At 61.3% G+C, this 25524-nt stretch carries 25 protein-coding genes; 19 read left to right on the plus strand and 6 right to left on the minus strand.

What is annotated here, in order from left to right; genetic code table 11:
* Window positions 1-1716, plus strand: a 1716-nt coding sequence (locus GY725_00035; protein MCP4002557.1) for a CoA transferase, incomplete at its 5' end; no start/stop codon positions are given.
* A 27-nt stretch (window positions 1717-1743) separates the two neighbouring features.
* Here the strand turns inward: GY725_00035 and GY725_00040 are convergent.
* Window positions 1744-2124 carry a PilZ domain-containing protein gene (locus GY725_00040; protein MCP4002558.1) on the minus strand — a complete coding sequence of 127 codons (381 nt, stop codon included), beginning with the start codon at window positions 2122-2124 and terminating at the stop codon, window positions 1744-1746.
* 208 nt (window positions 2125-2332) lie between these two features.
* On the opposite strand from GY725_00040, the gene GY725_00045 reads away from it, so the two are divergent.
* The 13 genes from GY725_00045 to GY725_00105 all read left to right on the plus strand — a co-directional run bounded on the left by GY725_00045 (window position 2333) and on the right by GY725_00105 (window position 15254).
* The gene (locus GY725_00045) at window positions 2333-3022 is read left to right on the plus strand and encodes a class I SAM-dependent methyltransferase (GenBank protein ID MCP4002559.1); all 690 of its coding nucleotides are present in this window, start codon (window positions 2333-2335) and stop codon (window positions 3020-3022) included.
* 64 nt (window positions 3023-3086) lie between these two features.
* On the plus strand, window positions 3087-4064 hold the full coding sequence (locus GY725_00050; GenBank protein ID MCP4002560.1) for a thiamine pyrophosphate-dependent dehydrogenase E1 component subunit alpha: 978 nt from the start codon (window positions 3087-3089) through the stop codon (window positions 4062-4064).
* 7 nt (window positions 4065-4071) lie between these two features.
* Window positions 4072-5100 carry an alpha-ketoacid dehydrogenase subunit beta gene (locus GY725_00055; GenBank protein ID MCP4002561.1) on the plus strand — a complete coding sequence of 343 codons (1029 nt, stop codon included), beginning with the start codon at window positions 4072-4074 and terminating at the stop codon, window positions 5098-5100.
* Window positions 5097-6179: a flippase-like domain-containing protein gene (locus GY725_00060; protein ID MCP4002562.1), complete on the plus strand. Its 1083-nt coding sequence runs from the start codon at window positions 5097-5099 to the stop codon at window positions 6177-6179. Before GY725_00055 ends, GY725_00060 begins: the two co-directional genes overlap by 4 nt.
* A 51-nt stretch (window positions 6180-6230) precedes the next feature.
* Window positions 6231-7205, plus strand: a complete 975-nt coding sequence (locus GY725_00065; GenBank protein ID MCP4002563.1) for an SDR family oxidoreductase — start codon at window positions 6231-6233, stop codon at window positions 7203-7205.
* Window positions 7206-7244: 39 nt separating this feature from the next.
* A complete protein-coding gene (locus tag GY725_00070; GenBank protein MCP4002564.1) occupies window positions 7245-7766 on the plus strand; it encodes a hypothetical protein in 522 nt (173 codons plus the stop codon).
* Window positions 7767-7769: 3 nt separating this feature from the next.
* On the plus strand, window positions 7770-8270 hold the full coding sequence (locus tag GY725_00075; protein ID MCP4002565.1) for a hypothetical protein: 501 nt from the start codon (window positions 7770-7772) through the stop codon (window positions 8268-8270).
* Between the two features lie 3 nt (window positions 8271-8273).
* The gene (locus tag GY725_00080) at window positions 8274-9914 is read left to right on the plus strand and encodes a hypothetical protein (protein MCP4002566.1); all 1641 of its coding nucleotides are present in this window, start codon (window positions 8274-8276) and stop codon (window positions 9912-9914) included.
* 43 nt (window positions 9915-9957) lie between these two features.
* The gene (locus tag GY725_00085) at window positions 9958-12156 is read left to right on the plus strand and encodes a hypothetical protein (protein ID MCP4002567.1); all 2199 of its coding nucleotides are present in this window, start codon (window positions 9958-9960) and stop codon (window positions 12154-12156) included.
* On the plus strand, window positions 12153-12890 hold the full coding sequence (locus GY725_00090) for a glycosyltransferase family 2 protein (protein MCP4002568.1): 738 nt from the start codon (window positions 12153-12155) through the stop codon (window positions 12888-12890). Before GY725_00085 ends, GY725_00090 begins: the two co-directional genes overlap by 4 nt.
* Before the next feature lie 287 nt (window positions 12891-13177).
* On the plus strand, window positions 13178-13543 hold the full coding sequence (locus GY725_00095; GenBank protein ID MCP4002569.1) for a hypothetical protein: 366 nt from the start codon (window positions 13178-13180) through the stop codon (window positions 13541-13543).
* Window positions 13540-14631 carry a saccharopine dehydrogenase gene (locus tag GY725_00100; protein MCP4002570.1) on the plus strand — a complete coding sequence of 364 codons (1092 nt, stop codon included), beginning with the start codon at window positions 13540-13542 and terminating at the stop codon, window positions 14629-14631. Before GY725_00095 ends, GY725_00100 begins: the two co-directional genes overlap by 4 nt.
* The gene (locus tag GY725_00105; GenBank protein MCP4002571.1) at window positions 14628-15254 is read left to right on the plus strand and encodes a TetR/AcrR family transcriptional regulator; all 627 of its coding nucleotides are present in this window, start codon (window positions 14628-14630) and stop codon (window positions 15252-15254) included. Before GY725_00100 ends, GY725_00105 begins: the two co-directional genes overlap by 4 nt.
* Window positions 15255-15425: 171 nt before the next feature.
* On the opposite strand, the gene GY725_00110 is transcribed toward GY725_00105, so the two are convergent.
* From GY725_00110 to GY725_00125, 4 genes are all read right to left on the minus strand, one after another.
* Window positions 15426-17789 carry an FtsX-like permease family protein gene (locus GY725_00110; protein ID MCP4002572.1) on the minus strand — a complete coding sequence of 788 codons (2364 nt, stop codon included), beginning with the start codon at window positions 17787-17789 and terminating at the stop codon, window positions 15426-15428.
* Window positions 17786-18502: an ABC transporter ATP-binding protein gene (locus GY725_00115; protein MCP4002573.1), complete on the minus strand. Its 717-nt coding sequence runs from the start codon at window positions 18500-18502 to the stop codon at window positions 17786-17788. The genes GY725_00110 and GY725_00115 overlap by 4 nt, the downstream gene beginning before the upstream one ends.
* Window positions 18499-18855 carry a hypothetical protein gene (locus tag GY725_00120; protein ID MCP4002574.1) on the minus strand — a complete coding sequence of 119 codons (357 nt, stop codon included), beginning with the start codon at window positions 18853-18855 and terminating at the stop codon, window positions 18499-18501. Before GY725_00120 ends, GY725_00115 begins: the two co-directional genes overlap by 4 nt.
* A gap of 82 nt (window positions 18856-18937) precedes the next feature.
* Window positions 18938-19549, minus strand: coding sequence for a TetR/AcrR family transcriptional regulator (locus GY725_00125; protein MCP4002575.1), 612 nt, complete (start codon window positions 19547-19549; stop codon window positions 18938-18940).
* A 343-nt stretch (window positions 19550-19892) separates the two neighbouring features.
* Between GY725_00125 and GY725_00130 the strand changes: the two genes are divergently transcribed.
* The 4 genes from GY725_00130 to GY725_00145 all read left to right on the plus strand — a co-directional run bounded on the left by GY725_00130 (window position 19893) and on the right by GY725_00145 (window position 23244).
* Window positions 19893-21047, plus strand: coding sequence for a beta-lactamase family protein (locus GY725_00130; GenBank protein MCP4002576.1), 1155 nt, complete (start codon window positions 19893-19895; stop codon window positions 21045-21047).
* 5 nt (window positions 21048-21052) lie between these two features.
* The gene (locus GY725_00135) at window positions 21053-21421 is read left to right on the plus strand and encodes a hypothetical protein (GenBank protein MCP4002577.1); all 369 of its coding nucleotides are present in this window, start codon (window positions 21053-21055) and stop codon (window positions 21419-21421) included.
* Window positions 21408-21923 carry a GNAT family N-acetyltransferase gene (locus tag GY725_00140; protein MCP4002578.1) on the plus strand — a complete coding sequence of 172 codons (516 nt, stop codon included), beginning with the start codon at window positions 21408-21410 and terminating at the stop codon, window positions 21921-21923. The genes GY725_00135 and GY725_00140 overlap by 14 nt, the downstream gene beginning before the upstream one ends.
* 571 nt (window positions 21924-22494) lie before the next feature.
* Entirely contained in the window at window positions 22495-23244 is a 750-nt protein-coding gene (locus GY725_00145) for a methyltransferase domain-containing protein (protein ID MCP4002579.1), read from the plus strand.
* Between the two features lie 81 nt (window positions 23245-23325).
* On the opposite strand, the gene GY725_00150 is transcribed toward GY725_00145, so the two are convergent.
* Window positions 23326-23841 (minus strand): hypothetical protein, encoded by a 516-nt coding sequence (locus GY725_00150; GenBank protein ID MCP4002580.1) that lies wholly within the window; start codon window positions 23839-23841, stop codon window positions 23326-23328.
* A 166-nt stretch (window positions 23842-24007) separates the two neighbouring features.
* On the opposite strand from GY725_00150, the gene GY725_00155 reads away from it, so the two are divergent.
* The gene (locus tag GY725_00155) at window positions 24008-25429 is read left to right on the plus strand and encodes an amidase (GenBank protein ID MCP4002581.1); all 1422 of its coding nucleotides are present in this window, start codon (window positions 24008-24010) and stop codon (window positions 25427-25429) included.
* Window positions 25430-25524: the final 95 nt, after the last annotated feature.

Genomic DNA, 25524 nt, shown 5'->3' on the forward strand with positions numbered 1-25524 from the left:
GATCCGTTTTCCGGACGCGGCCCCGGCGGCCTCACCCAGGCCAAGGACGGATGGGTGATGTTGACCACCCTCGAATCGCATCAATGGGAAGGATTGGCGCGCGCCATGGGAAATCCCGAATGGGCACAATCCGAGTGGTTTCCGACGCTGGAAGGGCGCATGGAGCACCAGGAGGAAATCGACGCGCATAAGACGAAGTGGGCTTCCACGCTGACGCGCGAAGAGATCTACCACGCTGCCCAGCGCGAGGGAACACCCGCCGCACCGGTTCGAAACGTCGCGGAGTTGCTCGCCTGGCAGCAACCCCGCGCGCGCGGATTTTTTCGTGAACTCGAGTTTCCCAAAGCCGGTTGTCTGAGAGTTCCCACCACGGCTGCCCTGTCTTCGGAAACCGGTTGGGTGGGGCGACCCGCCCCGCTCTTCGGTCAACACGATGACGAGATCCGTGCGGAACTCGAAGCTGAAACAGCTCGGGCGGAAGCGCTGCAGCCGGTCAAGCCGCGGGCTGCAAACGGCGGGGGACCGCTCTCGGGGATCCGGATTGCTGATTTCACCTGGGCCTGGGCGGGTCCCCAGGGATCCCTGCTTCTGGGCATGCTCGGCGCGGAGGTGATCAAGATCGAAAGCCGCGCCCGACTCGACCACTCGCGCGTCCACTCCCTCACTGCCGGTTCGCTCGATAGTGGATTCGACGAGTCTCCGATCTTCAACGACCTGAACCTCGGCAAGCGCTCGGTCACCCTGAATCTGCGCAAAGAAGCTGGACGCGAACTCGTGCGCAAGCTCGTGGCTGAATGCGATGTCGTCCTGCAGAACATGCGTCCGGGGGTTCTCGACCGCCTGGGTCTGGGCTACGACGATCTGCGGGCGATCAAGCCCGACCTCATCATGTTGTCTTCTTCGGCCGTCGGGGCGACGGAGCCCGAGGGAAACTACGCCGGCTATGCGCCCACGTTCGCGTGTCTGTCCGGTATTGCGAGCATCTCCGGTCATCCAGACCAGCCGCCAATAGCGCTGAGCGGGTCGGTCGATCTGCGCGCTGGAACGGCTTCGGCGTTGGCCGTCCTGGCCGCCCTCGTTCATCGGAAGAACACCGGCGAAGGCCAGAACATCGACCTGTCTTCAACCGAGGTCATGAGTTCGATGATGGGCGAGGCGATCCTCGGTTACGAACTGAGCGGTCGCATTCCTGAACGCATCGGAAACCGCGACGATCAAATGGCGCCTCACGGTTGCTACCGCTGTCGGGACAAGGCGGAGTGGGTCACGATTGCCGTCGAGGGCGATGCGCAGTGGAAGGCGTTTCGTGCATTGCTCGGGGATGCAGAACTGGATTCCAGAGACTTCGCGACCGCGGAAACCCGCAAGCAAAACGAGCCACGACTCGACGAGTGCGTGGAGCGCTGGACCCGGAAACGCACGCCCGACCAGGCTGTCGAAGAGCTCCAGGGCGCCGGCATAGCAGCGGCTCGTCTCCAGACCGGAGCGAGTCTCGCACGCGATCCTCACGTTCTGGCACGCGGCGTCTTCGAGATGATCGCGCATCCGCGCCTGGGAGAACTGAAGGTGGTACGCCCACCCTGGCGCATGGAAGGCGCGCGCGTGAGCGAACCCAGCCCACTTCTGGGTCAGCACAATGACTATGTGCTGGGCGAGATTCTCGGACTCGACGAGGCCGAGATCCAGCGGCTCAGCGAGGAAGAAATCGTCTACTGAGTTCCCGAGCGTGAGCTCTTCAGAGGGCTAGTCTTTCTCGTACAGGCCGATGTGTGTCTCGAACTCTTCGATGACCTCGCCGGGTTTCTGGGAGTTGGCCAGCACCAGATTGCGCAGGTGATCGACACTGTCGACATCCACGGAATCGAACTGGATCCCAAATCCGTCGTCGTCCTCGCGAACGACCCGTCCCGACGCCTCGATCAGAATCGGCGGATCCTGTCCATCGAGAAAGATGGTCACCTGGCAGATCGTTCCCACCGGGAGTTGTTTCTCGCCCCGGAGGTAGATCCCGGAGAAACTCACGTCGCAGACCATCCAACGCAGCGCCTCGGTCCCCTCCACGCGGATTTCTGCGGTCATCTCAGTTGCGGAGCGTTGAAATCCGCGCATGTGGGGAAATTCCATTGGACGGTCTGAACTCCCTGAAGCATTTCCGGCCTCAATGGCTCGGTCCTTCGAGCCGTATCGCGTTCAGCCAAACCGGACTTGAGTGAAACGGAAAACAGGTCTTGTGACTCGCGGGAGATGGCGACGTCTTACACCGCTGACGGAATCGGAACGAACTGTCGCCTGCATCGTTGACCGCTGCAACCGTTGCCAGTAGTTTTGCGGCATGGGGGGGGAACGCACCAAGGAGCGTCAATACGAAGTCCTGCTTCGGTACGCCCGGCAGCATGGTTTGACGTCCCTCGGCCTCATGACGAATCAGGCCTGGCTCGACGATCCCAAACGGCTCGCGTTTACCTTTGCCCGCTACAAGTTTGTGGCGAAGATGTTCGCAGGACGCGGGAACGTACTCGAGGTCGGGTGCGGGGACGCGTTTGCGACGCGGATCGTCGTCCAGGAAGTCGGCTCGCTGACCGCCACCGATTTTGATCCGCTCTTCATCTCAGACGTCAAGGATCGCATGGGCGATACCTGGCGCTTCGCGGCCGAGAGCCACGACATGCTCGACAAACCTTTTCCGGGCAGTTTCGACGCGGCCTACGCACTCGACGTGTTCGAGCACATCGAACCCGCAGACGAGAACCGCTTTCTCGGCAATATCGTGGACTCGCTGGCGCCACACGGGGCCGTCATCATCGGCATGCCTTCGCTCGAGTCTCAGGCCTACGCGTCGGAGATCAGCAAACAGGGGCACGTGAACTGCAAGACGATGCCCGAGCTTCGCGAGACAATGGAGCGCTTCTTTCACAATGTGTTCACGTTCTCGATGAACGATGAGGTGGTCCACACCGGATATCACAAGATGGCGCACTATCTGTTCGCTCTCGGATGCGAGAGGCGGGAGGAACCGCGCTAGTGCTCGAAGCGGGAGCGAACCGGACGATCTCGATCACCGTTCGAGACTCCTGGTCGGGTGCCGCATGACGCGAGTGGATGACGAAACACTGATTCGGTTGTACCGAACGGTCCTCGAACTTCGGCAAGCCGAGATCACACTCGCCGAACTCTACAAAGAGCAGATGATGCGAACTCCGACCCATTTTGGTGTCGGACAAGAAGCGGTTGCGGCGGGCGTCTGTGTGGCGCTGCAGAAATCGGACCTCATCTACAGCCACCATCGCGGTCACAATCACTACCTGGCCAAGGGCGGCAGCCTCGACGGGTTGGTGGCTGAACTCTATGGCAAGGAGACGGGTTGCTCCCGGGGTCGCGGCGGATCGGTGCATCTCACGGATCTTTCTGCCGGGGTCGTCATCACGACGGCCATCCTCAGCCAGACCATCGCAGTCGCCGCAGGTACGGCGCTGGCGTTCAAGATGGACGAAGACTCCCGCGTCGTGGCGGTCTTCTTCGGGGACGCATCTCTCGAAGAGGGTGGCTTCTACGAGGCCATCAACTACGCGGCCGTGAAATCCCTACCGGTCGTCTTCGTGTGCGAGAACAATCTCTACTCGACCGAAAGCCCTGTCGGCGTACGCCAGGCGCCTGGTACGTCACTTTGCGAACGCGTGCGTTCATTCAAAGTCGAAGCCCACGAACTCGACGGCAACGACGTGTTTGCTGTTCACGAAGCGGCGCTCGCGGCGGCGCAGCGCTGCCGTATGGGGCAAGGGCCGGTCTTCCTGGAGTGCATGACCTATCGCTGGCTCGAGCACGTGGGGCCGAACTACGATCACGAACTCGGTCGCGCCTACAGAACGCGCGAAGAACTCGAGTCATGGCAGGAGCGCTGTCCCGTCCGCCGGGCCGGCGAGCGTCTCGTCAAGGACGGTCTGGCCAAACCAGAGGAACTCCAACTCTGGCTCGATGAGGCCAATGCCGTGATCCAGTCCGCGGTGGCACGCGCCAAGGACGCTCCTTTCCCGAATCCGGTCGATCTCTTCGACTACGTCTACTGAGGAATCCATGCGCACACTTTCCTACAGTCGGGCGATCTCCGAAGGTCTGGTCCAGGCGATGCAACGGGACGAGAACATTTTCGTGACCGGCATTGCCGTCGACTACCCGTCGGGAATCTTCGGCTCTACCGTCGAGCCTGCCGAGATGTTTCCCTCGCGCGTCTTTGATGCGCCCGCCATGGAAGACGGACTCACGGGGATTGCGATTGGTGCCGCGGCCGTCGGCAAGCGACCCGTCATTGTGCATCCGCGCAATGATTTCATGTTTCAGGGCTTCGATCAGTTGATCAATCTGGCGGCCAAGTGGAGCTATATGTACGGAGGTCAGGCCGGTCGCGTTCCGATCGTAGTCCGGGCGGTGATCGGTCGCGGCTGGGGTCAGGGGGCGACGCACTCCCAGAGCCTGCAATCCGTCCTGGCGCATTTCCCCGGGCTGATCGTCGCCATGCCCGCGATGCCCGCCGACGCGAAAGGCTTGTTGTTGACGGCTCTGCAACAAGATTCCCCGGTCGTCCTGCTCGAGCACCGGACGCTTTACGGTCACGAGGGTGAAGTTCCCGAACGTCCGATCCCGATACCTTTTGGTCGAGCGGCCGTTTGGCGCGAGGGAAGCGATCTCACGATCGTCGCGACTTCACTCATGGTCCACGAGGCGCTGGCCGCCGCCGAAGAACTCATGCGCCACGGGATCGACGCGGAGGTCGTCGATCCCCGGACGATTCGGCCTCTCGACGAGGAGACGATCCTCGCGTCGATCCGCAAGACGGGTCGATTGATCGTGGCCGATACGAGCTGGGAGTTCTGTGGATTCGCTTCCGAGGTGGCGGCTCTGGCCGTCGAGAAGGCTTTCCACGCGCTCAAGGCACCGGTTCGGCGAATCGCATTGGCGGATTGTCCAGCGCCAGTGTCCCAGCCTCTCGAAAACGCGTTCTACCCGAAAGCGTCGACCATCGCCCAGGCCGGCCTCAACCTCTTTGGATCGAACTCCACCGTTGGTGAGATCGACCACGAAGACAGCTTCAAGGGGCCGTATTGAGTCGCACGCCAAACAGTGGGAGCGCCGCTCGCGATGTCGTAGAAGTCGCCGAAGAGCCGCTGTCCGATCCCGCACTCCGGTCCGACCAGATCGCAACCGGGTCCCGACTGAAGCGGGCACTGAAATTTCTGCTGCCGTTCGCGGTGAGTGGGGGTCTGCTCGTCTGGCTGATCTCAGGTCAGCTCACCGGCCCCGAAGTCGACCGGGCGAAGCTCCTGGATCTGGTGGTTGGCTCGCTCGTGATCTGGGTTCCCGTCTTTATCGCGTACGGGGCATTCAGCTTGTTGCTTGAGGCGTACTCGATCCTGCGCCTGATGCCCGACGGGAATCACTCACTTACTCTCTGGACTGCGGCGCGCATCAAGGCGGCGAGTTATCTGCTCTATATCGTCAGTTATGCCGTAGGTGCTGGCACGCTGTCGTTCTTGCTACCTCGACGGGCCTCGATCTCGCTTGCGCACGCGGCGGGCGTTGTTGCTCTGATTGCGGGTTTTGACCTCGCCACGCTCGCACTCGTGACCGGAGTGAGTGCACTCCTGTTACAGAGCGGAGCGGCGGGGATTCCTCAGGAATGGATCGAGCGTATCCTCGGTCTCGGCGGGCTGCTCGCAGCCTGCATCGTGCTCGGAGTAGCGCTGCTGCGGGCCCGTCGATCGCTGGGGCCGCTGGACCGATTGCGGGAATTGAGCCTTTTTCGCGCGGCGCGGGAAACCCCGCCTCGACGGCTCGTGGAACTGGCGCTCGTGCGTTTCGCTTTCGTCTGCGGCTTCATCGCCTCGATGTGCTCGGTCATCTACGCTTTCCGGATCGAGGTACCCGTTCCCGATGCGATCGTGAACGTGGCGTTGGTCTCGGCGGTGTCCAGCCTTCCGATCGCCTTTGCCGGTCTGGGGACCGGTCAGGCGGCCTTCGTCTATCTGCTGAAGGACTGGGCCGATCCCGGCACGCTGATTGCCTGCAGTTTGACCATGTCGGTGGGCATGATCGCTTTGCGCGGCTTGATCGGGTTTATTTTCTCGCGCGAGTTCGCCCTCGAAGCGCTCCAGGCCGCGCGCCAGGAATCCCAAGAGGGAAATTGAGGCGGGGTTGCTAGAAATTCCGCGTCGTTTTCCCCTATCTTTTCGCGAAGTATGCTCGAGCACACCGGGGGACATCAGGGGTCGGATCGCGTCGTCACGCTGGGGCGACGTGGATTCATCGCGAGCCATCTGCTGCGCGAACTCGAGCGCAGGGCGTGTCCCGTTCTGGCGCTGGGTCGAGACGCTGTCGATCTGACCGAAGCCGCTTCGGTCGACAAGCTCTCGGGTCTGCTTCGGTCCACGGACATCGTGGTGGTCGATGCCGCTCTGCCTCCCGAACGAGGACGGGATTTTCGCGCGTTCTCGCAGAATCTGCGCATGGTCGAGCATCTGTGCGAGGTATTCGACAAGAACCCGCCTGCGCATGTGATCTATCTGAGTTCGGATGCCGTCTACGATGCTAGCAAGATTCCCCTGGATGAAGATTCGACACGAGAGCCGATCAATCTCTATGCGTTGATGCACACGGCGCGCGAGATGTTGCTGGATTCGGTTCTCGAAACCCGCGGAGTACCGCTGTGCATCTTGCGCCCGGTGAACATCTTCGGTCATGGCGATCCACACGGAAGCTACGGGCCCAACGCATTCGTGAATCAGGCGATCGCGGAACGACGCATCACACTCTACGGAAGAGGCGAAGAGCGGCGCTGTCATCTCTACATTGGCGATGCGGTTCGGCTGATCGCCCTCTGCATCGAGAAGCGCAGTCGAGGATCGATCAATCTGGCCCAGCCCGGCGTGACGAGTTTCATGGAACTCGCCCAACACGTTCAGAAGCAGTGTCCGTTCGAAGTTCGGTTCGAGTTTCGGCCCCGCACGGTTCCGACCATCCACCGCCCCTACAAGATCACGCAGGTGTTTCGCTTCATCCAGAATCGGGGTCGCCCGATCGGTCCGATCGTGCACCGGCCTTTTGATTCGCGTCAGCTGGTGCGTTCCTTTCCCGAATTCGAATTCACTCCCCTTGATACCGCGCTCGAGGCTTTCATCCGCACCGCGATCGATGCGGCGAGCACTCATGCCTGAGAGGCGTGTCGTCAACAGACTGTCCCCGAGGCCCGCGCTGTGCCGACCCTGGCAGGCCTGGCGTTGAGCCCGCTGATGGTCGGAGTCGGGTTGCTCGGGGGGCTGTTCTTCGCTCACCTCGCTCTATGGCGTGTCTGGGTTCCGCGTCGGCCCACACTCGTGCTCTTGGGGATCTTCTTCGGAGGTCTGGTTGCGGGCCTCGTGGGTTGTCTCGCACTTGGCTGGCTCGAAGGGCCGTGGCCGGTGTTGCAGGTGCTGTTGTTTCACGGCTCGTTCTCTCTGGCTTATGTGGTCGCGTATTCCGGAATCGAGGCCACGAGTCCTTCGCTGGCGATCGCCCGCGCCGTGCGGCGGGCCGGACCGAAGGGTTGCACCTACGTGGAACTCTCTTCTCTGGTGAATGATCGCGCCTATCTCGAGCCGCGACTTCGAGCACTGGAGAACAGCGGTGCCGTACTCGTCGATCAGGATAGCTACCGGCTTAGCCCGCAAGGGATGCGCTGGGCCCGTCTGATGAAGATCGCGAGTGATGTCTTCCTGAACCTTCCCAAGGGTTCTTGAGAGATGCCGTCGGGCGAAGCCTTGCTGAGCCTTTCTCCGGTGTTTGGACTCGCGTCCTACGTCATCGCTCACGTTGGGATCAGCCGGGCGTTTTCGGCCCGCGGGATGCTATTCCGTGCGATCTGTGGTTTCGCAGTAGGCGCGCTCGCGATGTTGTGGATCAATCTGGAGGCTCCCCCGGAGCTGAGGCTATTGAACGGTTTGAGTTATCTCGCCCTGGGATTCGGGTACTTCAATTTCGTGAATCTGAACTTCACCTCGATACGCGTGCGGGTGCTTCGGGAGTTGCTGGAGTGTCATCCCGTGCCCATTACAAACGAACAGATTCGGAAGAACTACGGGGCTGGCGAAATTCTGGACTCTCGCCTGCAGCGACTGACGGCCACGGGGCAGCTTGTCCGAGATGGGAATCGCTACAGGACGGGGAAGGGCGGTGTGCTCTTGATCAGTCGCGTCTTCGATCTGCTCATCTGGCTCGTGAAGGGAAGCGAGACCCGAGGGTGAATCATGCAAGCTAGGGTTCAAGAAGACGCGACTGGCTTCAATGCGAACTACGGGCGCTGGGTCCTGTCGACGATCTGTGCCTTGCTATTCGCGATGCCTCTCGGGATCGGCCTTCTCTACGGGGCGGACTATCTGGATCTCGCAAATGAGCCTCTCGCCTATCGCTACTTCTTCTGCGTGAGAATCGCAGCGGGAGAGACCGTCGTGGTGGGCGTCGGCTGGTTGCTCGGGCTCTTTCAACAGATCCTCTACCCGCTCTTTGGCGATACGGACTCGTTGCGTGAAAGCGTGCAGGGCTTTGCACTTGCTACGAATACGGGAATCTGGATCGGCGCCTGCATCCTGCTGATCATCGCCACACGAGATTCCCGTTTGCAGGCCAGCGATCGCTGGCTCTTGTACATGGTGATTCTGGTCCCTGTTTTCGCGACTCACGGGACCGGTTTTGACTACATGGTCATGGGGGACTATCACACTCTAAACCTGCTCCTGGTGGCTCTAACGGTCTACCTCTTCCTGGTCGAGTGGCGTCACGACGGAACGCTGCGCAGTTGGAGGCGGGTGGCCGCCCTGGGTCTGGTGCTCGGTGCGATGGTGGCCAACAAGGTGACTCTGCTCGCCGTGGGGATCGCATTCCTGATCCCAGTTCTGATTAGGCACCCGATCGGAAGCCGCATGGCAAAGCTGGTTGTAGTCGGTGCACTGAGTTCCCTGTTGGGCTTCCTTTTCGTGATCGCGGCGACGTTTCGCTTCAATCTGTTTCGGGTCGGAAAAGCCCTGGATATCTGGCTCGCCTTTGTTCTCAACCCCGGTGGTGAGAGCGACTTCTGGAGCGAGAACTTCCGCATCTTCCTGCTCGAACACGGCTACCTGAGCGTGGTCGTGATTTTCGGACTGGCGCTGCTTGCGCTTCTGGTATCGGGCCGAGCTTCGGACTGGACCCGCGACCGGGTGTTCGTGGTGCTCGCCGCTCTGTTTGCCGCGTTCGCGGCCCTCGGGTTCGTGATCAAGCGCCCGGCCGGTTCGACGATTTTCGAGAGTTTCGTCTTTCTTCTGGCGTGGAGCGCGATGCTCATCTCGGTGCTTCCGGAAAGCAGATGGAAGAAGGTCTTCATCCGCTCAACCTGCGCGATGTGGTTGGTCTTCTCGCTCTCGACTTTTGACGCGGGTGTGATTGAAATGGTGCGCGGATCCCGGGAGCGCGCATCCGCCAAATGGTCGCACTACGAGCAGGTCCGCGCGTTGGCTCAGGGGAGCAAGATCACTGTTGTGTTCCCGGACAATTCTTATCATCATGAAGGCGTCTTCGAACTCCTGCTCAAGGGAGCCGTGGACTTTCCAACCTGGCAAATCTCCGACGGGGGGCGGGGGATGCTCGATGAATTTTCACCCGGCCTCGTCTTTCGGCACGAGTACGGAGGTGTAGCACCGGGTGAGCCCTTTCTGGAAGGCGGTGTCGTGGTCTGGTACGACACGCCGGATTCGCAGCCACTCGTCGACCGCTATGCGGTCTTGTCACGACTTGTCGAGGCAGCGGATCAATCCGAATCTCTCCAGAGCTGGACGCTCCACGGGAAGATCCCGGGAAGCCGGGTCTTCGCATCCGCGATTCGCGTCGCGCCGCTGAACGCAAGCAACCCATGAACCGTCCTGTTTCAGAACGCCGTCTTTCGGGCGTCGGCGCGTCATGACGCAGGATGTGCTGCTGTGGAACTTCGGCCTCGCGTTTCAGGCGTGGGTGGGCTCGGCGGTCTATCTCGTCTCGACGATCATGGCCGGGCGTCTCCTGCTTCGTAGCCTTCGCGTAGATGCGGGGCCATGGGCGCTGCCACTTCAAGCGGTTGCCGGCATGGGCTTGTACTCGCTGACCATCGCGGTCTTCGCCTTCCTGGGAGTCGCGTACGCCTGGCTGATCGGCATCGCGATTGCTGCGCCTCTACTGCTGGGTGTCTCGCTTCTTCCGGGTCTGGCTCGCGACCTGGCGGGAATTCGCCAACACCTCTGGCCGCGCTCGTGGAAGGGAAGGGGGATCGCGCTACTGACGTTCCCCGCCGTAATTTACGTGGGCTTGATCTGCATCGTGAATCCGCTCGGCGGAGACCTCTGCAACTATCACCTGATTGTACCGCGCGACATCCTGGCGAGCGGTCGGTTCGTCTTCAACGAGTTCACCCACGAAGCCGGGATCCCCTACGGATGGCATCTCTACGGTGTTCCCGCGTTCTTGCTAGGTGGAGATCGCGGCTACATCTTCATGTCGTTCTGGGCTTTCTGCCTGCTTCTGTTGACGATCTTCCAGATCTTTCGAAACTCCGATGAGGACTCGTCCGGTCATCTTGCGGTGTTCGTCGCAGCGCTGGCGATCGCCGGCCTCGGTCGCACCTATGTAGCCAATAACGATATTCCCTCAGTGCTCGTCGAGGTGATTGTCGGAGTTCTCGCTCTCGCACCGGCATTCTGTGGCGCGCGTGCGCGCTCGCTCCTCTTCGGGTTGGCTGCGGGGTTCGCAATCGCGATCAAGCTCACACTCCTTCCGGGAGTGCTCTTGTTCTCGGGAATCTACGTCTGGCGTCTGGGATTCCGTGCGGAACGCATCTTGCCCGGGATCTTGGTCGGAGCCCCATTGGCTTCTCTATGGCCCATCGTGAGCTTCATCTACACCGGTTCGCCCCTGCCGCGCTTCCAGATGGCCCTTCGCGCGTACGGACCTCCGCTGCCCCAGTTGCTGGAGAGCATCGGCATCCTCAACGACGGCTTTGCAGCCTGGTATCCGATGAACTTTGCGCGCTTCTTTACCGCCGGGATGGAGACCTATCTCATCTTGCTCGGTTTCCTCGTTGTGGGGATGGCTCTTCATCGAGTCTGTCGGACAGATCCCCTGCTCAGGGTGCTCGTCCTCTTTGCACTGGGCCGCTGGGCGCTCATGGTCGCGCTGACCGGTCGCATGGATGTTTTCTGGCACGACCGCTACCACCTGATCTCCCATCTGGCCCTGGCTCTCGCGGGTTTCCGCAGCGCCTGGCTTCTGTTTCGGCCTCTTCGAATCGAAGCACCGATCGGGGGATGGGTGCTCGGGGCGAGTCTCCTGCTCGCGGTCGTGTGGCAGTTCACCGGACGCTTTGAAATGCGCAGTCCCAATATGTCGACCGCCGAGGGTTTTACCTTCTATCTTGCGTCTTCACCCTGGGGCGATCTCCGGACGGCGGGCGAGACCTTCAAGTTGCCTCCCGGGGCGGGACCCAATGGCGGCCTCTACGACTGGATGGCGGCGAACCTCGGCAGCGAGGTCCTCGTGGCAACTACGGTCGTGGATCCGTATCACATCCAGCGGCCCACGCTGCAGTTGCTGCCGGTCTCACAGGAGGCGATCGATCTTGCGGCTTCGCCCGAGTCGATTCTTCGCGATCTGCGCGGGCGCGGCGTCACGCATCTCCATCTGACCCAGTATTCGGGATTGAATGGCTGGATGAATTCCGAGATCGATCGCTGGCTGCGTTCGGTCCGTGCGATTCCCGAACTCGATGGGGTCGAACTCGTCATTTCTTCCAGCTTCACCTCCGACAAGGGCGATCACGCGCTCTATTCGCTTCTTCCAGCGGTGACCTCCGGAGCCGCCTCCGAATCTGATTCCGGTGTCACGGCCGTCCGGCGCCCGGGTGAGCAGATCGATCTCCGCTGGCAACCGGATGGTTGCACTCGAGAACTCGCGGTCCAGCACCGTGGGAAAGTGGAGTTCCTGCCACTCGGCAAGACCGGGGTCGGGACTTCGCACTTTCTCGTTCAGAGCGCACCGCGTAGAGCCTATCGCTTCCGCATCCAACCGATCTGTGCCGGACAGCGGAAAGAACCGGATCTCATTCTGGTCCAGAGGAGGCACCCAAGGTGACCCATTTCCCCGATCTGACGGTCATGATCCCCGCCCTCAATGAAGGCGTTCGTCTCGAATCCACGCTGCGAAACCTCTGCGCAGCTCTCGAAAAGACCGGTGTCTCGTGCGAGGCGCTCGTGATTGATGACGGGAGTAGCGATGAAACGGGCCAGATTGCCGACGCGCTCGCGCAACGCCTGGACTTCGTGCGAGTCATCCACCATCGGGAGAACCTCGGTCTCGGCGCGAGTCTACGGGAAGCGATTCGAGAGGCGAGAGGGGAGCGTTTCATGATCGTTCCCGGGGACGATGATCTCAAGCTCGATACTCTGACGCTGTTATTCGACCGGATCGACGCGGCCGAACTGGTCATGTGCTACTTCCCCAACCGGGCGGAGCGCAACTCCTTCCGAAATTATCTTTCGGATCTTTTCAGAGGAATCTATCGCTGGACCTTTGGTGTGAATCTCCACTACATCAACGGACCCGCGCTCTATCCCACCAAGCAGCTGAAACAACTCGACCTCTGCTCGACGCGTTTTAGCATCGTGGCCGAGATCAATGTCAAACTGCTGCGACAAGGTTTCGCCTATCTTCAGGTTGCGGGTTCGCGACAAAGAGGCGCACCCGTCAACAGCGCGCTCACCTGGGGTTCGTTTCGCGAAGTCGTTCGGGTTTTCGTTTCACTGGTCTGGCAGGTTCACTTCGCGCAACGAAGCCGCTTCTCCCGACGACCCCGGGAAGTCGGGTAGTCGAGCGTCGGATCGATCGCCAGTCCTCGCCCGTTGCGCGTTGGGGACGCGATTCCTCGAGCGACCCACGTAGCGTTTGAGGCGGATATCGCCCGGCTCGATCCCCCAAGCCCGGCATTTGTGCGAGATTGCATAAATTGGGCAAATGACCTAAAAGAATATCTAGAAATTAGGGCGATCGTCCAATTCTCGCCCAAAGGCCTCCCTCAACACCCCGCTGTCTCGGCGCTTTCTGAAGATCGGTGCCAGGCCGTGAGGGAGCGACTCTCACGATGAAAGGTGATTCCATGAAATGGAGATGGCTTCTGTTGTTGCCCGTTCTCTCGTTTTCCAACTCCGCGTTTTCCGTGTGGCAAGGGGAGTTCGATACGGTCGGCTTTCCCGCGCCCATGGTGCCCATGCACGCTCTGGCCAATGGGCTGGAAGCTCTCGGCTGGCTCGCGGTGCTCGTACTGGCGACCCGGGCTCCGGCCTTTGCCGGTGCGACCGCGCTCTTCCTGTGCGGGGCATTCGCCTTTGACCTGGTCACGACCTGGCCCCTCGAAATGCCCATCCCACCGGGCTTTGCCATCTGGGGAAGCATCGCTTTGTTGCTGGGATTGATCGCCTCGGTGGCCTTGTTGCGAGCCTCGACTGTGAGGCTCGCCCGATGAGTGCAGAACTTCATGGGCCAGATGGCACCGCGGGTCCGGTCCTCTTGGTGGGTGGATATGGTGTCGTGGGGTCTCGAATTGCCCGGCTCTTGAGGGATCGATATCCGGATCTGCCACTGTTGCTAGGCGGTCGAAATCCGGAGAAGGGCAAGCCGCTTGCGGAAGAACTCGGAAACGCCACGACCGCGCGGGTGGATGCCGAGGCGGGAGATCCGCTGGCCGGAATCTCACCGTCCCCCGGACTCGTCTTGACGGCGGTCAACGACCCCGAAGATCGCGTATTGCTCGCGGCCGTGCGCGCTGGGATTCCGGTTGTGGACATCACGCGCTGGACTGCGCGTGTGCAGCGCGCCGTTCTTCGGCTCTCCGCCGAGCAGTTGCGTGCCCCGGTCGTCCTGGCTTCATCCTGGATGGCGGGTCTGGTGTCGATTGCGGCCTCTGCCGGGGTCGCGCGGGTCGCTCCCGCGGAGCGTATCGAGATCGACATCTGCTATGCGCTCGCCGATCAATCCGGGAGCGACTCGGTCGAGTACATGGACCGGCTGGCGGTCCCCTTCGAGACGATCGAAGACGGCCGCGAGCGGATTTCCTACCCGCTGACGGATGGTCGAGTCGTAGAGTTTCCCGGCGGCAAGAGATCGAAAACCTATCGGCTCGACACACCCGAACAGGCGAGCCTTCCCTGCTTTCTCGGAGTTTCGACGGTGGCTACACGGATCGGCTACGACTCACCCGCTGCTTCGTGGATGTTGGTTGCACTCAAACGTCTGGGTGTGTTGCGTTTCCTTCAGCGGGATCGCTTTACCGCTGTGCGTCGCGCTCTCTTGCACAGCTCCGGTGACGGGGATCGTGCGAGTTTCGTTGCAACCATCTCGGGAAGATCGAGTCGTGTTCGTGTCGAGGTCGTCGATCCGGAAGGTCAGGCACATATGACTGCCGTGGGTGCGGTCGTGGCCGCGGAGCGCGCCCTCGGTCTCGATGGTGGAGCGCCCGCCACGGCTCGCGTCTGGTTCCCCGAGCAGTTCTCCGATCCAGAAGGATTACTCGCTACAGCCCGCTCGTTCGGGGTCGAGGTCGGTCTCCGATGAGCCGTCATCGTGCGGGGACCGCGGTCATCGAGAAGGGCCGCAAGAGTGTCGACGAGATTCTCGACGCGGCCACCGTGCTGCTCGCCGAAGAAGGATACGCGCAACTCTCCACGCGCAAGGTGGCTGCCCGAGCCGGAATGCGCCCGGGAAATCTCCAGTACTACTTCCCGGCAAAACGCGAAATGGTTCGCGCGCTCCTCGATCGATACCTCGATCGCAGCCTCGAACGGCTGGCGGGCCGGATCGACGATCAGGATCCGTCACCCGAAGCCCGGCTTCGCCGCGTGATCGAAGGCATTCTTGGAGATCACGCATCTGAAACCGACTGCACACTCTTTCGCGAGATCTGGGCGTTGGCCGCCCACGATGCAGAAGTCGCCAAGGCAATGGCCGACTTCTACGGGCGGTACCGAGCGCATCTCGCGGTCAGCCTGTGGAGTGTGAATCCGCAGCTCGAGGAAGGCGATGCCAAACGAATTGCGACTGCGGTCGTCGCCATGCTCGAAGGCCTCTCGCTATTCCCCAATTCCAATGCACCCCGATTCATCCTCCAGCCCCCCCAGGTATGCGAGCTGGTCCTGCGCCTCGTCCACGACTCCTCGAGTGGATCGACTGCAAAATGAGCTACACCGAACTCTTGGCGAAATGCTCGTGAGTCCCCGTCATTTCCGAAAGAACACGCCGAGGATCGGCGCGCTCATAAAGTTCGCGTTTCTGAGGCCCTCGTAGGGCTCGAAATTCCCAACTCGCCCAGAATTTCTACAAGTGCCTTCCGCCCTCGACTCGAGATGACTTCACTCGTAGGCCAGTACTTCTGGGAGTGGTTCGCGTGTCACCCTCCATGCGGGCCATGCACTGACGAGCCCCGTGAATATGACCACCAGGATGGCCGATCCGGTCAGGCCCGCGTCCGATACGGCAAAGTCCAGCGGCGTTCCGAGGATAAGGTGACCAAAGAAGTCGGAGATGACCCGACTCGCCGGCCAGGCTACGAGCGCAGCAAGACCCCAGCTCAAGGCACCGGCGATCTGTCCTTCCGTGACCAGAAGTCCGATGATCGCGGTATTCGACGCTCCGATGGAGCGCAGCACTCCGGTTTCTCGTCGACGCTCGAGCACGTTCATGCTCAAGGTCGAAACGAGGCCGACGCCGCCAACCGTCAATACGAAGAAGGAAGCGACCGTGAGGAAATAGAAGATCACGTCGAGGTGATCGACGATGACCTGCAGATTCTCTGCTTTGCTGAGCGAGAGTCTGATGTCTACACCCGAGCGTTCGAAGCGGGCTTCGAGGCGCCGAACTACTTCCTGCTGAAAGGTGCTGTCGTGCGCGGCGGTCGAAACGTGGAGGCTCAGTGCTGCCTCTCCGGCCGTTTTCCCCGCATTCAGAAGATAGGCCTTGGGTGGGCCGCCAATCTCTTTTGCGATACCGGCCAATCTCCAGGTCGAGTCGCTCGCATCCGGCTCTCCCATCCGGATCACCAGTGAATCGCCTACCTGTAGGCTTGGGTTGAATTCCATCATTCCCTGATTGATCACGACGGACCGCTCACCGGTTACATCACCCCAGCGGCCGCTCAACATTGGAAGTTCCATGCGGGCTCCCTCCGGAGGGAAGAGCGCAGAGAATCGTGTCGGGGATAGCCCATCCGAATGGACGAGGGAGGCCAGGCCACCGCCCCAGGCTTCCCAGTCCGTGACTCCGGGGGTTCCTTTCACGATCTCAGCGATGCGCGCGCGCGAAACGGGCTGTTCGAAAATGACCTCGACATCGTACGGGCGCGAATCCGATGCCGCGCGCAGAGTTTCTCCGAGCGATGCGCGCAGGTTCAAGGCAACCAGGAAGGTCGCCAGGCCCAACGCCAGGGTTGCGACGGTGAGTACCAGCCGTGCCGGGCGTCGGGCGGAGTTGCGAACCGCCAGAAGCAGACGTCGAGGCCCACCCACTGTTCCTGCGAAGAGCGATGCAGCGCGTGGAATTCGATCGGTTCCCCGAGTCAACAGAGCCGCCTGAACGCTCACTCGCGTGCCGCGCCAGACTGGATAGCCCGCGGCCAGCAGCGGGAGTGCGAGACCGGCCAGTGCCAAGGAGACCAGGACCGATACCGGTGTGCTCAGGGTCATCACGTCGAAGTTGAGCTGGCCTGCGACCACACTCGCAAAGCCCCGACCAGAAGCGATCCCGAGCGGTAACCCGATCGCCAGGCCTAGCAACGCCAGGGCCGTGACCATGCCGAAGTAGATGACCATAACCTGTGCGGGTCTCGCTCCGATGGCCTTCATGATCCCGATCTCTCGAATCTGTCGAGCGAGCAAAGCGGAGAGCATGTTGATGATCAGTACTCCACTCAGCACGAGCGCCATGCTTCCGATCGAGATCTGCAGCAGGAGCAGTGCTTCGAGTTGACCCTGGTGAGGGTGGCGACCGGGCCGCGGAATCTCGACCGTAAAGACCTCGATCCCCTCGTTGCTCAAAGACGTGCGCACATCTTGTGCCACCTCGCGGATGTGAGCACGCTCGAAAGGGCGCTCGCCGACCGTGATCTTGAGCTGCTGATGGGGTGGCAGCAGGCCCAATGCTCGAGCTGAGGCGAGCGAGACATATCCGTAAATGAGGTGCTCCATGCGAGACGGTGCCTGGCCGGGGTCGTGAACGAATGCCGACACTTGAAGCTCCCGCCGAAGATTCTGTCCTGGGAACCGGAAAGTCAGGGAGTCGCCGATGGCCATCGGCATCAACTGTCGGGCGTCGCGCTCGATCGCGATCTCCGCGAGACCCGCCGGCCACTGCCCCTTCTCGAGATCGAATCGCGAAATGCGCAGATCCTGAAAGTCTTCGACGATGAAGAGATGCAGTGGGATCCACTTGTCTACACCCAGCTGAATTCGGCCCCTGGTGAGGCTGCGCAGTTCGGCATCGAATACGCCAGGTCGAGCTCGTGCGATCGAGACCGGGTCTTCACCCCGTGCAACCCAGAGAGTTGCCGACGCCGGGTTGGTTGCCAGATAGTTGTCTCGGAGATCCCGGGTCGAGATGACGTTGGAAACGACGACCGACGATAGTCCCCATACACCGATGATCAGGGCGAGTAGTACGAGCGCCGTGCGGCCGCGGTCTTGAGCCAGATCGCGCACGGCTTTTCGGTAGCGTGGTCTCATGATTCAGATTTCATCAGTGCGGGATCGATGAGACCGTCGGCGATACGCACCACGCGCGAGAAACCCCAGTCTTTCGTACGCTCGTGCGTCACGACGATGACGGTCTTGTTCGATGCAGCCAGCTCTTCAAAGAGCCGATGGATATCGGCGGCCGTGTGTGAGTCCAGATTTCCCGTCGGTTCATCGGCGACGATCAGCGGAGGATCGTTTGCGAGCGCACGCGCGATGGCGACTCTTTGTTGCTCGCCTCCGGATAGCGTTGCCGGGAATTTCTTTGCATGCCCGGCGACTCCGACACGTTCAAGCAGTTCAAGTGCTCGACGTTCTCGCTCCCTCGCCGGTGATTTGCCCAGGAAGTCCATCGGCAACATCACATTTTCGACTACGGTCAAAGTAGGCATCAACTGAAAGAACTGAAAAACGACGCCAACGTTCTCACCGCGCCAGCGTGCGAGTCGTCCTTCGGCGAGGTCGTGGACCGCCGTCCCTCCTACCGACACCGATCCCAGCGTGGGTCTGTCAATACCGGCAATCAGATTGAGCAGCGTCGACTTTCCACTTCCGGACCTCCCGACGATGGCGAGGTACTCCCCGCGATCGACCTCGAGATCGATGCCACATAGTGCTGCGGTCGTTCCGGCCGGGCTTTCGAAGCTCTTCTCGACGTTTTGCAAGTTGACCAGAGTCGAGCGACTGGACTGCGCAACCGTCAAGCTGCGCTCCGGATTTCGTCGCTGCTCTTACGCGGCTTGCACTCGATCTCGTAACCCCAGTAGAGACCCGGATACGGCTCCAGCATGTCGATGTACCTCTGCCGGAAGGCCTGGTACTCGGGTGAAGCGAAGATCGTCTGAGCGTCCGCGCCTTCTTCGAGTTCGATGATGGCGGCGAACTCGTAGCGGAGCGCTTTGCCTGGAGGAACCATGCAATCTGCTGCCCTGCAGATCTTGTAGTCTTTCACTCCGGGTAGGCTGCGAACGAATGGGGTCTTGTGTTCTTGCAAGAACTTTTCGTAGAGATCCGCTTTTCCTTCCACGGCGAAGTGCGTGCTGACAAGAACCTTCATAGTGGTTTCTCCATGTGCTGGTAGCCTGCTTTCACGCCCGCCGACTCCGCGAACGGATCCTCTGGGATCCGAAAGGTCTGGGTCACTCCGCCTCTCCTTTGCCTGGGGTACCGGTCGGTGCGAGTCCCGACCACAGAGCTCTTGCCATGGCGCGGGCCAGATCGTTGCTGCTCTGTACGTCTCTACTCTCGAGGCGCTCGTGCAGGGCCCGTGTGTGAAGTGCCGCGACTAGCAATTCTGCGGCGGCCTCCGCGTCTTCGACTTCGAGGAGGCCCTGCTCGTGTTCGCGCTCGAGGTGGGATTTCAAGCCATCCTCGAGACTGGGGGAAGGGCTGTCCGTGTGCCGCGCGATGAAGCCGTCGGGTTCGAAGGAGGGATGGGTAACTAGCGGTAGAAGCACGGGCATCAACTCCCTGAAGTAGTTGAGCATCGCCAGTGCGATTTCTTCGAGTCGCACGCACGGGTCTTCGACTCTGCTCGTACACTCGAGCAGAGCATCCACGTCGGGCGCGGGTGGGATCATCGCGGCGAAGAAGAGTTCGGGCTTGGTCGGGAAACGCTGGAAGATCACTCCTTCCGACACGCCGGCCTCGGCGGCAATCGCCCGCGTCGAGGCCCCGAATCCGTCCCGCACGAACAGCTTCCGCGCAGCCGCCAAAAGATCCTCGTCCTGGATCTGTCTCGGACGTGCCATCAGGCGGACTGATTTCCAGTGTTCTGGAGCACATTCCTGCAATTATAAATAAGCAAGTACTCACTTATAAACGACTCCGCACCCCGAGTCAAGAATGAAGTGACGGACCCGGGCAAGCCCGGCCGCCACGCCTGGACGGTCCGCCCCTGATCGCGGAGCCGGGCCGCTCCTACCGGATTCAAAAGCGAGTGTGAAAGCGACTCGGCTTTCACCCCGCGGATGGGCAGTTGCAGACAGGCAAACAGAGTCAGCGCTACACCGCAGTGTTCGGCTTCTGCTGACAAGGAACGCCTCCATTCCCGAAATTTCCTGATAGGCTCGCATCCAAATCGCGGAGGACGTCATGAGCGCACACAGTCTGGGATTCGATGAGACTCGCCTCGAGCACATGGTCCGAACGATCGAAGCCGACGTCGCAAGAGAGCGCTACGACGGAGCCGTGGTACTCGTGGCCCGGCGTGGAAAGATCGCGCTGCACGAGGCAGTGGGTTTTGCCGAGCGGTCGAGTGAGCGGAAGGCGCGCACCGACGACGTTTTTTGCCTCTTCTCGGTGACGAAGACCTTCACTGCTGCGGCCGTACTTGCGCGCGTCGATCGCGGTGAGATCCAACTCACGACCCCGGTCGCCGACGTCCTGCCCGAGTTCGGTGTAAAGGGCAAGCAGCGCGTCAACGTCGGTCATCTGCTGACGCACCGAGGCGGCATGTCCTCGGAACTGCCACCGATTCCCGTCGAAAAACTCGGCGATCTCGAAGCAGTTGCCGCCGCTGTCTGTGACCAGCCCCTGCTCGCTGCACCCGGGAAGCTCGTCAGCTACAGCCCGATCGGCGCCCATTCAGTGCTCGGTGAACTGGTGCGCCGCCTTGACGGTGGCTCGCGGTCCTTCCGCCAGATCCTGGCCGACGAGATCTTTGGTCCCCTGGGCATGAAGGATACCGCTCTCGGACTGCGCGCCGACCTGGCCGCGCGCCGCGTGCCGATCGTCGTGCGCGATCGCAGCCCGGGCCTGTTCGTACCCGAACTGCTCGAGGCGTTGAACGTACTTCTCACCGAGGAAACCGAGATGCCCGGCGGGGGTGGAGTTAGCACGGCGCACGACATCTTCCGCTTCGCCGAGGCTCTGCGCCTCGGGGGTGGCCTCGACGGGGCGCGGATCCTCTCGCCCGCATTGCTCGACCTCGCCCTGCGCAACCACACCGGAACCGAACCCAACCACCTGTTCGACTACACGCGTGAAATGCGCGGCTGGGATGAGTTCCCGGCGGTGCTAGGGCTCGGCTTCTTCCTGCGCGGCGAAGGTTTGTTTCCCATGCCCTTTGGACTCACGGCCTCCCCCCGCTCCTTTGGCGGTCTGGGTGCCGGTTCCACCATGTTCTGGGTGGATCCGGAGCGCGAACTCGTGTTCGTGTGTCTGACCGCCGGCCTGATCGAGGAATCTCGAAACTTCGAACGACTCCAGCAACTCTCTGACCTGGCGTTATCGGCGCTCGTGGACTGAGCGAGTTGTCGCGCGCCGAGATCCTCCGCCGCGCCGACTGGATCGACGTCTCACATGGTGTGCGCCGCTTCGGCGCTTCGCGGGCGATTGTCTTCATAGGCTGGGAAGGTCCACTGGAAGGGTTCTTTCCGTTGAAGAAATCCGACGCAATCATTTTCGATCTGGATGGAACGCTCTGGGATGCCAGTCATTTTTCGTCTGTGGGTTGGAACGCGGCACTCGGAGCTTGTGGGATTTCCGCTGCGACGGTTTCGCAAGAGGACATGCAGGCTCTCGCAACCCAATCGGGTGCGGCGGGAGTTGACTATGGTCATGCCTCTTATGGGTTCGGAAACGGACTGGCTTGGATAATGTTCGGCAATGTCCAGACCTGAATTCGAATTCGAAGCGCTCGCCGAGCATCACCTTCCCCTCCTGTTCGATTGGTTGAACCGACCGCACGTGGCCGAATTCTGGGACGGCCCGGTTTCCCTTGAGGAAGTTCGCGAGAAGTACCTCCCGCGCATTGGCTCGACCTCGATCGACACCCGGATCGCGTTATTGGACGGGACCCCCGTTGGATTCATCCAGTCCTATGCCGCGGTGGAACCAGCCGAAGAAGGGCGCTCCGGCGAGCAAGCTCGAGGCGTCGTCGGCATCGACCAGTTTCTTGCGGATGCAGGCAACCTCGGAAAGGGTCTCGGGACGGAGATGGTCCGTCAGTTCGTCAGGCTCCTATTCCGAAATCCCACGGTCACGAGCATTCAGACCGATCCGGCGCCCGGAAATCTCCGTGCGATCCGCTGCTACGAGAAAGTGGGATTCCGCAAACTCGGCCCGATCGAAACCTCCGAAGGGCCAGCACTGCTCATGGTCATCGGCAAGCCTGCGCTCTGATCGTCAGTTATCGACCTTCGTTCTTCCAATATCGAAGGCGGACAGGAGGAACATGAATCCCGCCTGGGTTAGGCCGAGCAACACGCATGAGACGTCGCGGAGAGTGAAGAGACGAGTCTTATCGTTTGAGGATTGAGGCCGGAGAATCCCCACGACCATCGAGAAGCCAACGACCGCAATGCTCATCTCGGTGAGTGTAGAAAGCAGTTTTGCATGGGTAGGGGGAGGCCATCGGAAGGCTCATGCGACCTGATCAAAGCTCACTGGCGCCGCATAATCACGAGTCGATGCGCGCTGGTTTGGTGAGTTCAGGGCGCTCCTGATTTCTCTGCGTCTCCTTGTACCCAGGAGCACGTAACCTCCAGCCAGGGTCGCCAGTGTGCTCAATCTCCAGTCTGGAAGGATGAGGAGGCCCAAGTTTGGGTGAGTCCTTTCGAATCTCTGCCTGGTGTCTGGCATCTAGATCCGGGAGGGCCTTTCCGGTCGGGCAATCCGTACAGCGAAGGTCGAACCAGGATTCGAGAGAACCGATTGGCAGCTGCACGGATTGATCTCTAGACTCCGCCCTCAAATGGGGTTCTACGCCAAGATTCTGCGGTTCAACCATTGGACGAACCGTTTCTACCACCGCTGGTCCGGGCGTAAGGATCATCTGGCCACCTACCACCGGATGCTCGGCGAGTGCTTATCGGAATCGAACGAAGCCGTTCACGTGGGCGCCGGTGGCCGAGACCCGACGGAACTGATCGGGCACCCGCTCGACGACGTCAAAATCTGGGCCGTCGATCCGAGTGCAGAGAGTCTGGCTCGGAGTCCGAACCCGAACAAGCTCGAGGCCTGGGGGCATGACATCCCCCTGCCCGATGAGAGCGTCGACTGTGTGTTCAGCGAATACGTCATGGAGCACGTGGAAGACCCGGTGGCGACCGTGCGCGAAGCTCGGCGCATCCTTCGCCCCGGCGGCCAACTCCTGTGGATGGCGCCCAATCTGTGGTCGTACAGCGGGATCGCCACGCACCTGACACCCCACGGTTTCCACATCTGGTTCAACCGACTGCTCGAACCGACCACGCCAGAGCGCACGACAGCCGACGTATTTCCGACGTATTTCCGCATCAACTCGATCCGCAGCATCCGCCGCATCCTCCGCGACGAGGGGTTCGAGATTGAGGAACTCCTTTGTGTCGCGTACGTGCCGCATTACACCCAGGCCATTCCGATCGTCCACCAGTTCGCGATCGTGTTGCACCTTCTGCTCGACTACTTCAGCTGGCTCCGACCCTTCCGCATGGTGCAGATCGTCAAGGCGCGACGCATCTAGTGTCCTGTTCCAGAAGTTCGCTGGCTATCCAGCGTGGCGTCCGGGCACCGGGATAGCCAGCGAACTTCTGGAACAGGACACTTAGGGGGTCGGGTCGCGACCCGGCGGAGATGGAAGAAAAGGGAGTGGATCGGGAAGGCTGCCCCGAGCCAGTCGCTCTTCGACTGATGCGACCATGTGGCTCGGGTAGGAGACCCGGGCCTGACTCCAGAACACGGCGCCGCCAGGACTCGCCAGTATTCCTGCAAAGTGGTCCCGATAGGCGTTGAAGGTCTCGTCATCCAGCGCCCCGGAGGCGTGCGAAGCTTGTGCGCCCTGGAAGTGCAAAACCTGATCCAGGAAAAGCGCAAAAAACTGCGCCCGGTCGGATTCATCGAGATCTGGAACCGAGCGGAGTCCTCGTTCCCAGATGTTCGAGATAGCGGGATCAGAAATGAAAGGGCGATTGAAGAGGCGGTAGCTCTCAACGATCTGCTGGCGGCTCGCCACGCGAAGTGCCGCCGTGTTCTGGCGAATCTGCAGGGCGAGGTAGCCGATGGTGATGATCACCGCGATCCCACCCAGGAAGTCGCCGAGGTTTCCAAGATCGTCCAACATGAATTCAACCGCTCGGTGAGTCGGCATCAACCGAGCGGAACCGTTCCGATCGGGCAGCGCCGAGAAGATCGGAGTATGCCGCAAGAGACTGCGGAAAGGGCGGATCGCTACTCGGGAAATCCGCCATTGCCCTACAATGTAGAGATCGAACGGCGCAAGAGGCGAAATGGCTGACACATCGCTATGTGATCGAACCGCACTGGAACTGGCCGGACTCGTGCGCAGAGGCGAGGTCTCGGCGCGCGAATTGCTCGATGCACATCTGGCGCGCATCGAACGGGTGAATCCAACACTGAATGCGATCGTTTCGCTGGTTCCAGAGCAGGCGATAGCGGCCGCGGTCACGGCCGACGAGACGCAGGCGCGAGGCGAAGTGCTCGGGCCTTTGCACGGACTTCCCATCGCCCACAAAGATCTGCTGATGACGGCGGGTATCCGCAGTACCAGGGGCTCGCCGCTGCTCGCCAATCACGTGCCCGAGCAGGACGATCTGATCGTCACGCGTCTGCGCGCGGCCGGTGCGATCGCGCTTGGCAAGACCAACGTGCCCGAGTTCGGCGCCGGCTCGCAGACCTTCAACCAGGTGTTTGGTGCGACCCGGAACCCGTGGGATCCGTCCATGACGTGTGGCGGGAGTAGTGGGGGCGCAGCGGTGGCGCTGGCGACGGGCATGCTGCCGATCGCCGACGGCAGCGATATGGGGGGATCTCTTCGCAATCCGGCCAACTTCTGCAACGTCGTCGGCTTTCGTCCATCCCCTGGACGCGTGCCCGCTTTCCCGGCGCAGATGGGCTGGTCGACGCTCGCGGTGCTCGGGCCGATGGGACGCACGGTCGAAGACACGGCGCTGTTGTTCTCAGCGATGGCCGGGCCTGATCCTCGCGTGCCGATTTCACTGGACACTGCGGGCTCGCGTTTCGCCGAGACTCTCGAGAGAGACTTCACGGGCACGCGCATCGCCTTTGATCCCGATTTCGGTGGCTTGCCCGTCGATTCGCGTGTGGCGCAGGTGCTGGAGACGGGGTTGGGCGGCTTCTCGTCGATCGGCTGCAAGGTCGAATGCGAAGGGATCGACTGGAACGGTGCGAACGAAGCCTTCCACACCTTGCGCGCGTGGGAAGTCGCGAGCGCGACGGCGGGCTTGCCCGACGAGGCTCTCGAAATCCTGAAAGACACAATCCAGTGGAACGTGGCCAAAGGTCGGGCGCTCAGCGGAGACGACCTGAGTCGCGCCGAGCGCCTGCGAACGGAACTCTACCAGCGCTTGCATCTGTTCATGCAGGACCGCGAATTCCTGGTCCTGCCGGTCAACCAGGTGCCGCCGTTTGACGTGGAGGTTCCATACCCAGAAGAGGTCGCCGGTGTGCGGATGGAGACCTACATCGACTGGATGAAGTCCGCCTACTTCGTCACCGTGACGGGACATCCCGCCATCTCGGTTCCCTGCGGCTTCACACCCGAGGGCTTGCCGGTCGGCGTGCAAATCGTCGGTCGCCAGCGGGATGATTTCGGTGTGCTGCAACTCGCCTACGCCTACCAACAGGCCACCCGGGTATGCGATCGACGGCCTCCTCTGCCCGCGCCATAGCCGCCGTGATGGTCTTCGCGCGTCTGATGCTCATATTCATGGCGCGATGCAGCTCGAGCACATAACATGAGCTGGAATTCACCAGTCCAGCATTC

The sequence above is a fragment of the bacterium genome (genome assembly GCA_024226335.1).
GTDB lineage: Bacteria > Myxococcota_A > UBA9160 > SZUA-336 > SZUA-336 > JAAELY01.

Bases quoted from the DNA above. Each gene is read 5' to 3' on its own strand.
- GY725_00050 (MCP4002560.1), top strand. From the start codon at position 3,087: ATGACGCGAGTGGATGACGAAACACTGATTCGGTTGTACCGAACGGTC.
- GY725_00120 (MCP4002574.1), bottom strand. From the start codon at position 18,855: ATGAAGGTTCTTGTCAGCACGCACTTCGCCGTGGAAGGAAAAGCGGAT.
- GY725_00130 (MCP4002576.1), top strand. From the start codon at position 19,893: ATGAGCGCACACAGTCTGGGATTCGATGAGACTCGCCTCGAGCACATG.
- GY725_00125 (MCP4002575.1), bottom strand. From the start codon at position 19,549: ATGGCACGTCCGAGACAGATCCAGGACGAGGATCTTTTGGCGGCTGCG.
- GY725_00075 (MCP4002565.1), top strand. From the start codon at position 7,770: ATGCCGTCGGGCGAAGCCTTGCTGAGCCTTTCTCCGGTGTTTGGACTC.
- GY725_00150 (MCP4002580.1), bottom strand. From the start codon at position 23,841: ATGTTGGACGATCTTGGAAACCTCGGCGACTTCCTGGGTGGGATCGCG.
- GY725_00105 (MCP4002571.1), top strand. From the start codon at position 14,628: ATGAGCCGTCATCGTGCGGGGACCGCGGTCATCGAGAAGGGCCGCAAG.
- GY725_00085 (MCP4002567.1), top strand. From the start codon at position 9,958: ATGACGCAGGATGTGCTGCTGTGGAACTTCGGCCTCGCGTTTCAGGCG.
- GY725_00100 (MCP4002570.1), top strand. From the start codon at position 13,540: ATGAGTGCAGAACTTCATGGGCCAGATGGCACCGCGGGTCCGGTCCTC.
- GY725_00140 (MCP4002578.1), top strand. From the start codon at position 21,408: ATGTCCAGACCTGAATTCGAATTCGAAGCGCTCGCCGAGCATCACCTT.
- GY725_00155 (MCP4002581.1), top strand. From the start codon at position 24,008: ATGGCTGACACATCGCTATGTGATCGAACCGCACTGGAACTGGCCGGA.
- GY725_00045 (MCP4002559.1), top strand. From the start codon at position 2,333: ATGGGGGGGGAACGCACCAAGGAGCGTCAATACGAAGTCCTGCTTCGG.
- GY725_00095 (MCP4002569.1), top strand. From the start codon at position 13,178: ATGAAATGGAGATGGCTTCTGTTGTTGCCCGTTCTCTCGTTTTCCAAC.
- GY725_00110 (MCP4002572.1), bottom strand. From the start codon at position 17,789: ATGAGACCACGCTACCGAAAAGCCGTGCGCGATCTGGCTCAAGACCGC.
- GY725_00145 (MCP4002579.1), top strand. From the start codon at position 22,495: ATGGGGTTCTACGCCAAGATTCTGCGGTTCAACCATTGGACGAACCGT.
- GY725_00055 (MCP4002561.1), top strand. From the start codon at position 4,072: ATGCGCACACTTTCCTACAGTCGGGCGATCTCCGAAGGTCTGGTCCAG.
- GY725_00080 (MCP4002566.1), top strand. From the start codon at position 8,274: ATGCAAGCTAGGGTTCAAGAAGACGCGACTGGCTTCAATGCGAACTAC.
- GY725_00065 (MCP4002563.1), top strand. From the start codon at position 6,231: ATGCTCGAGCACACCGGGGGACATCAGGGGTCGGATCGCGTCGTCACG.
- GY725_00040 (MCP4002558.1), bottom strand. From the start codon at position 2,124: ATGGAATTTCCCCACATGCGCGGATTTCAACGCTCCGCAACTGAGATG.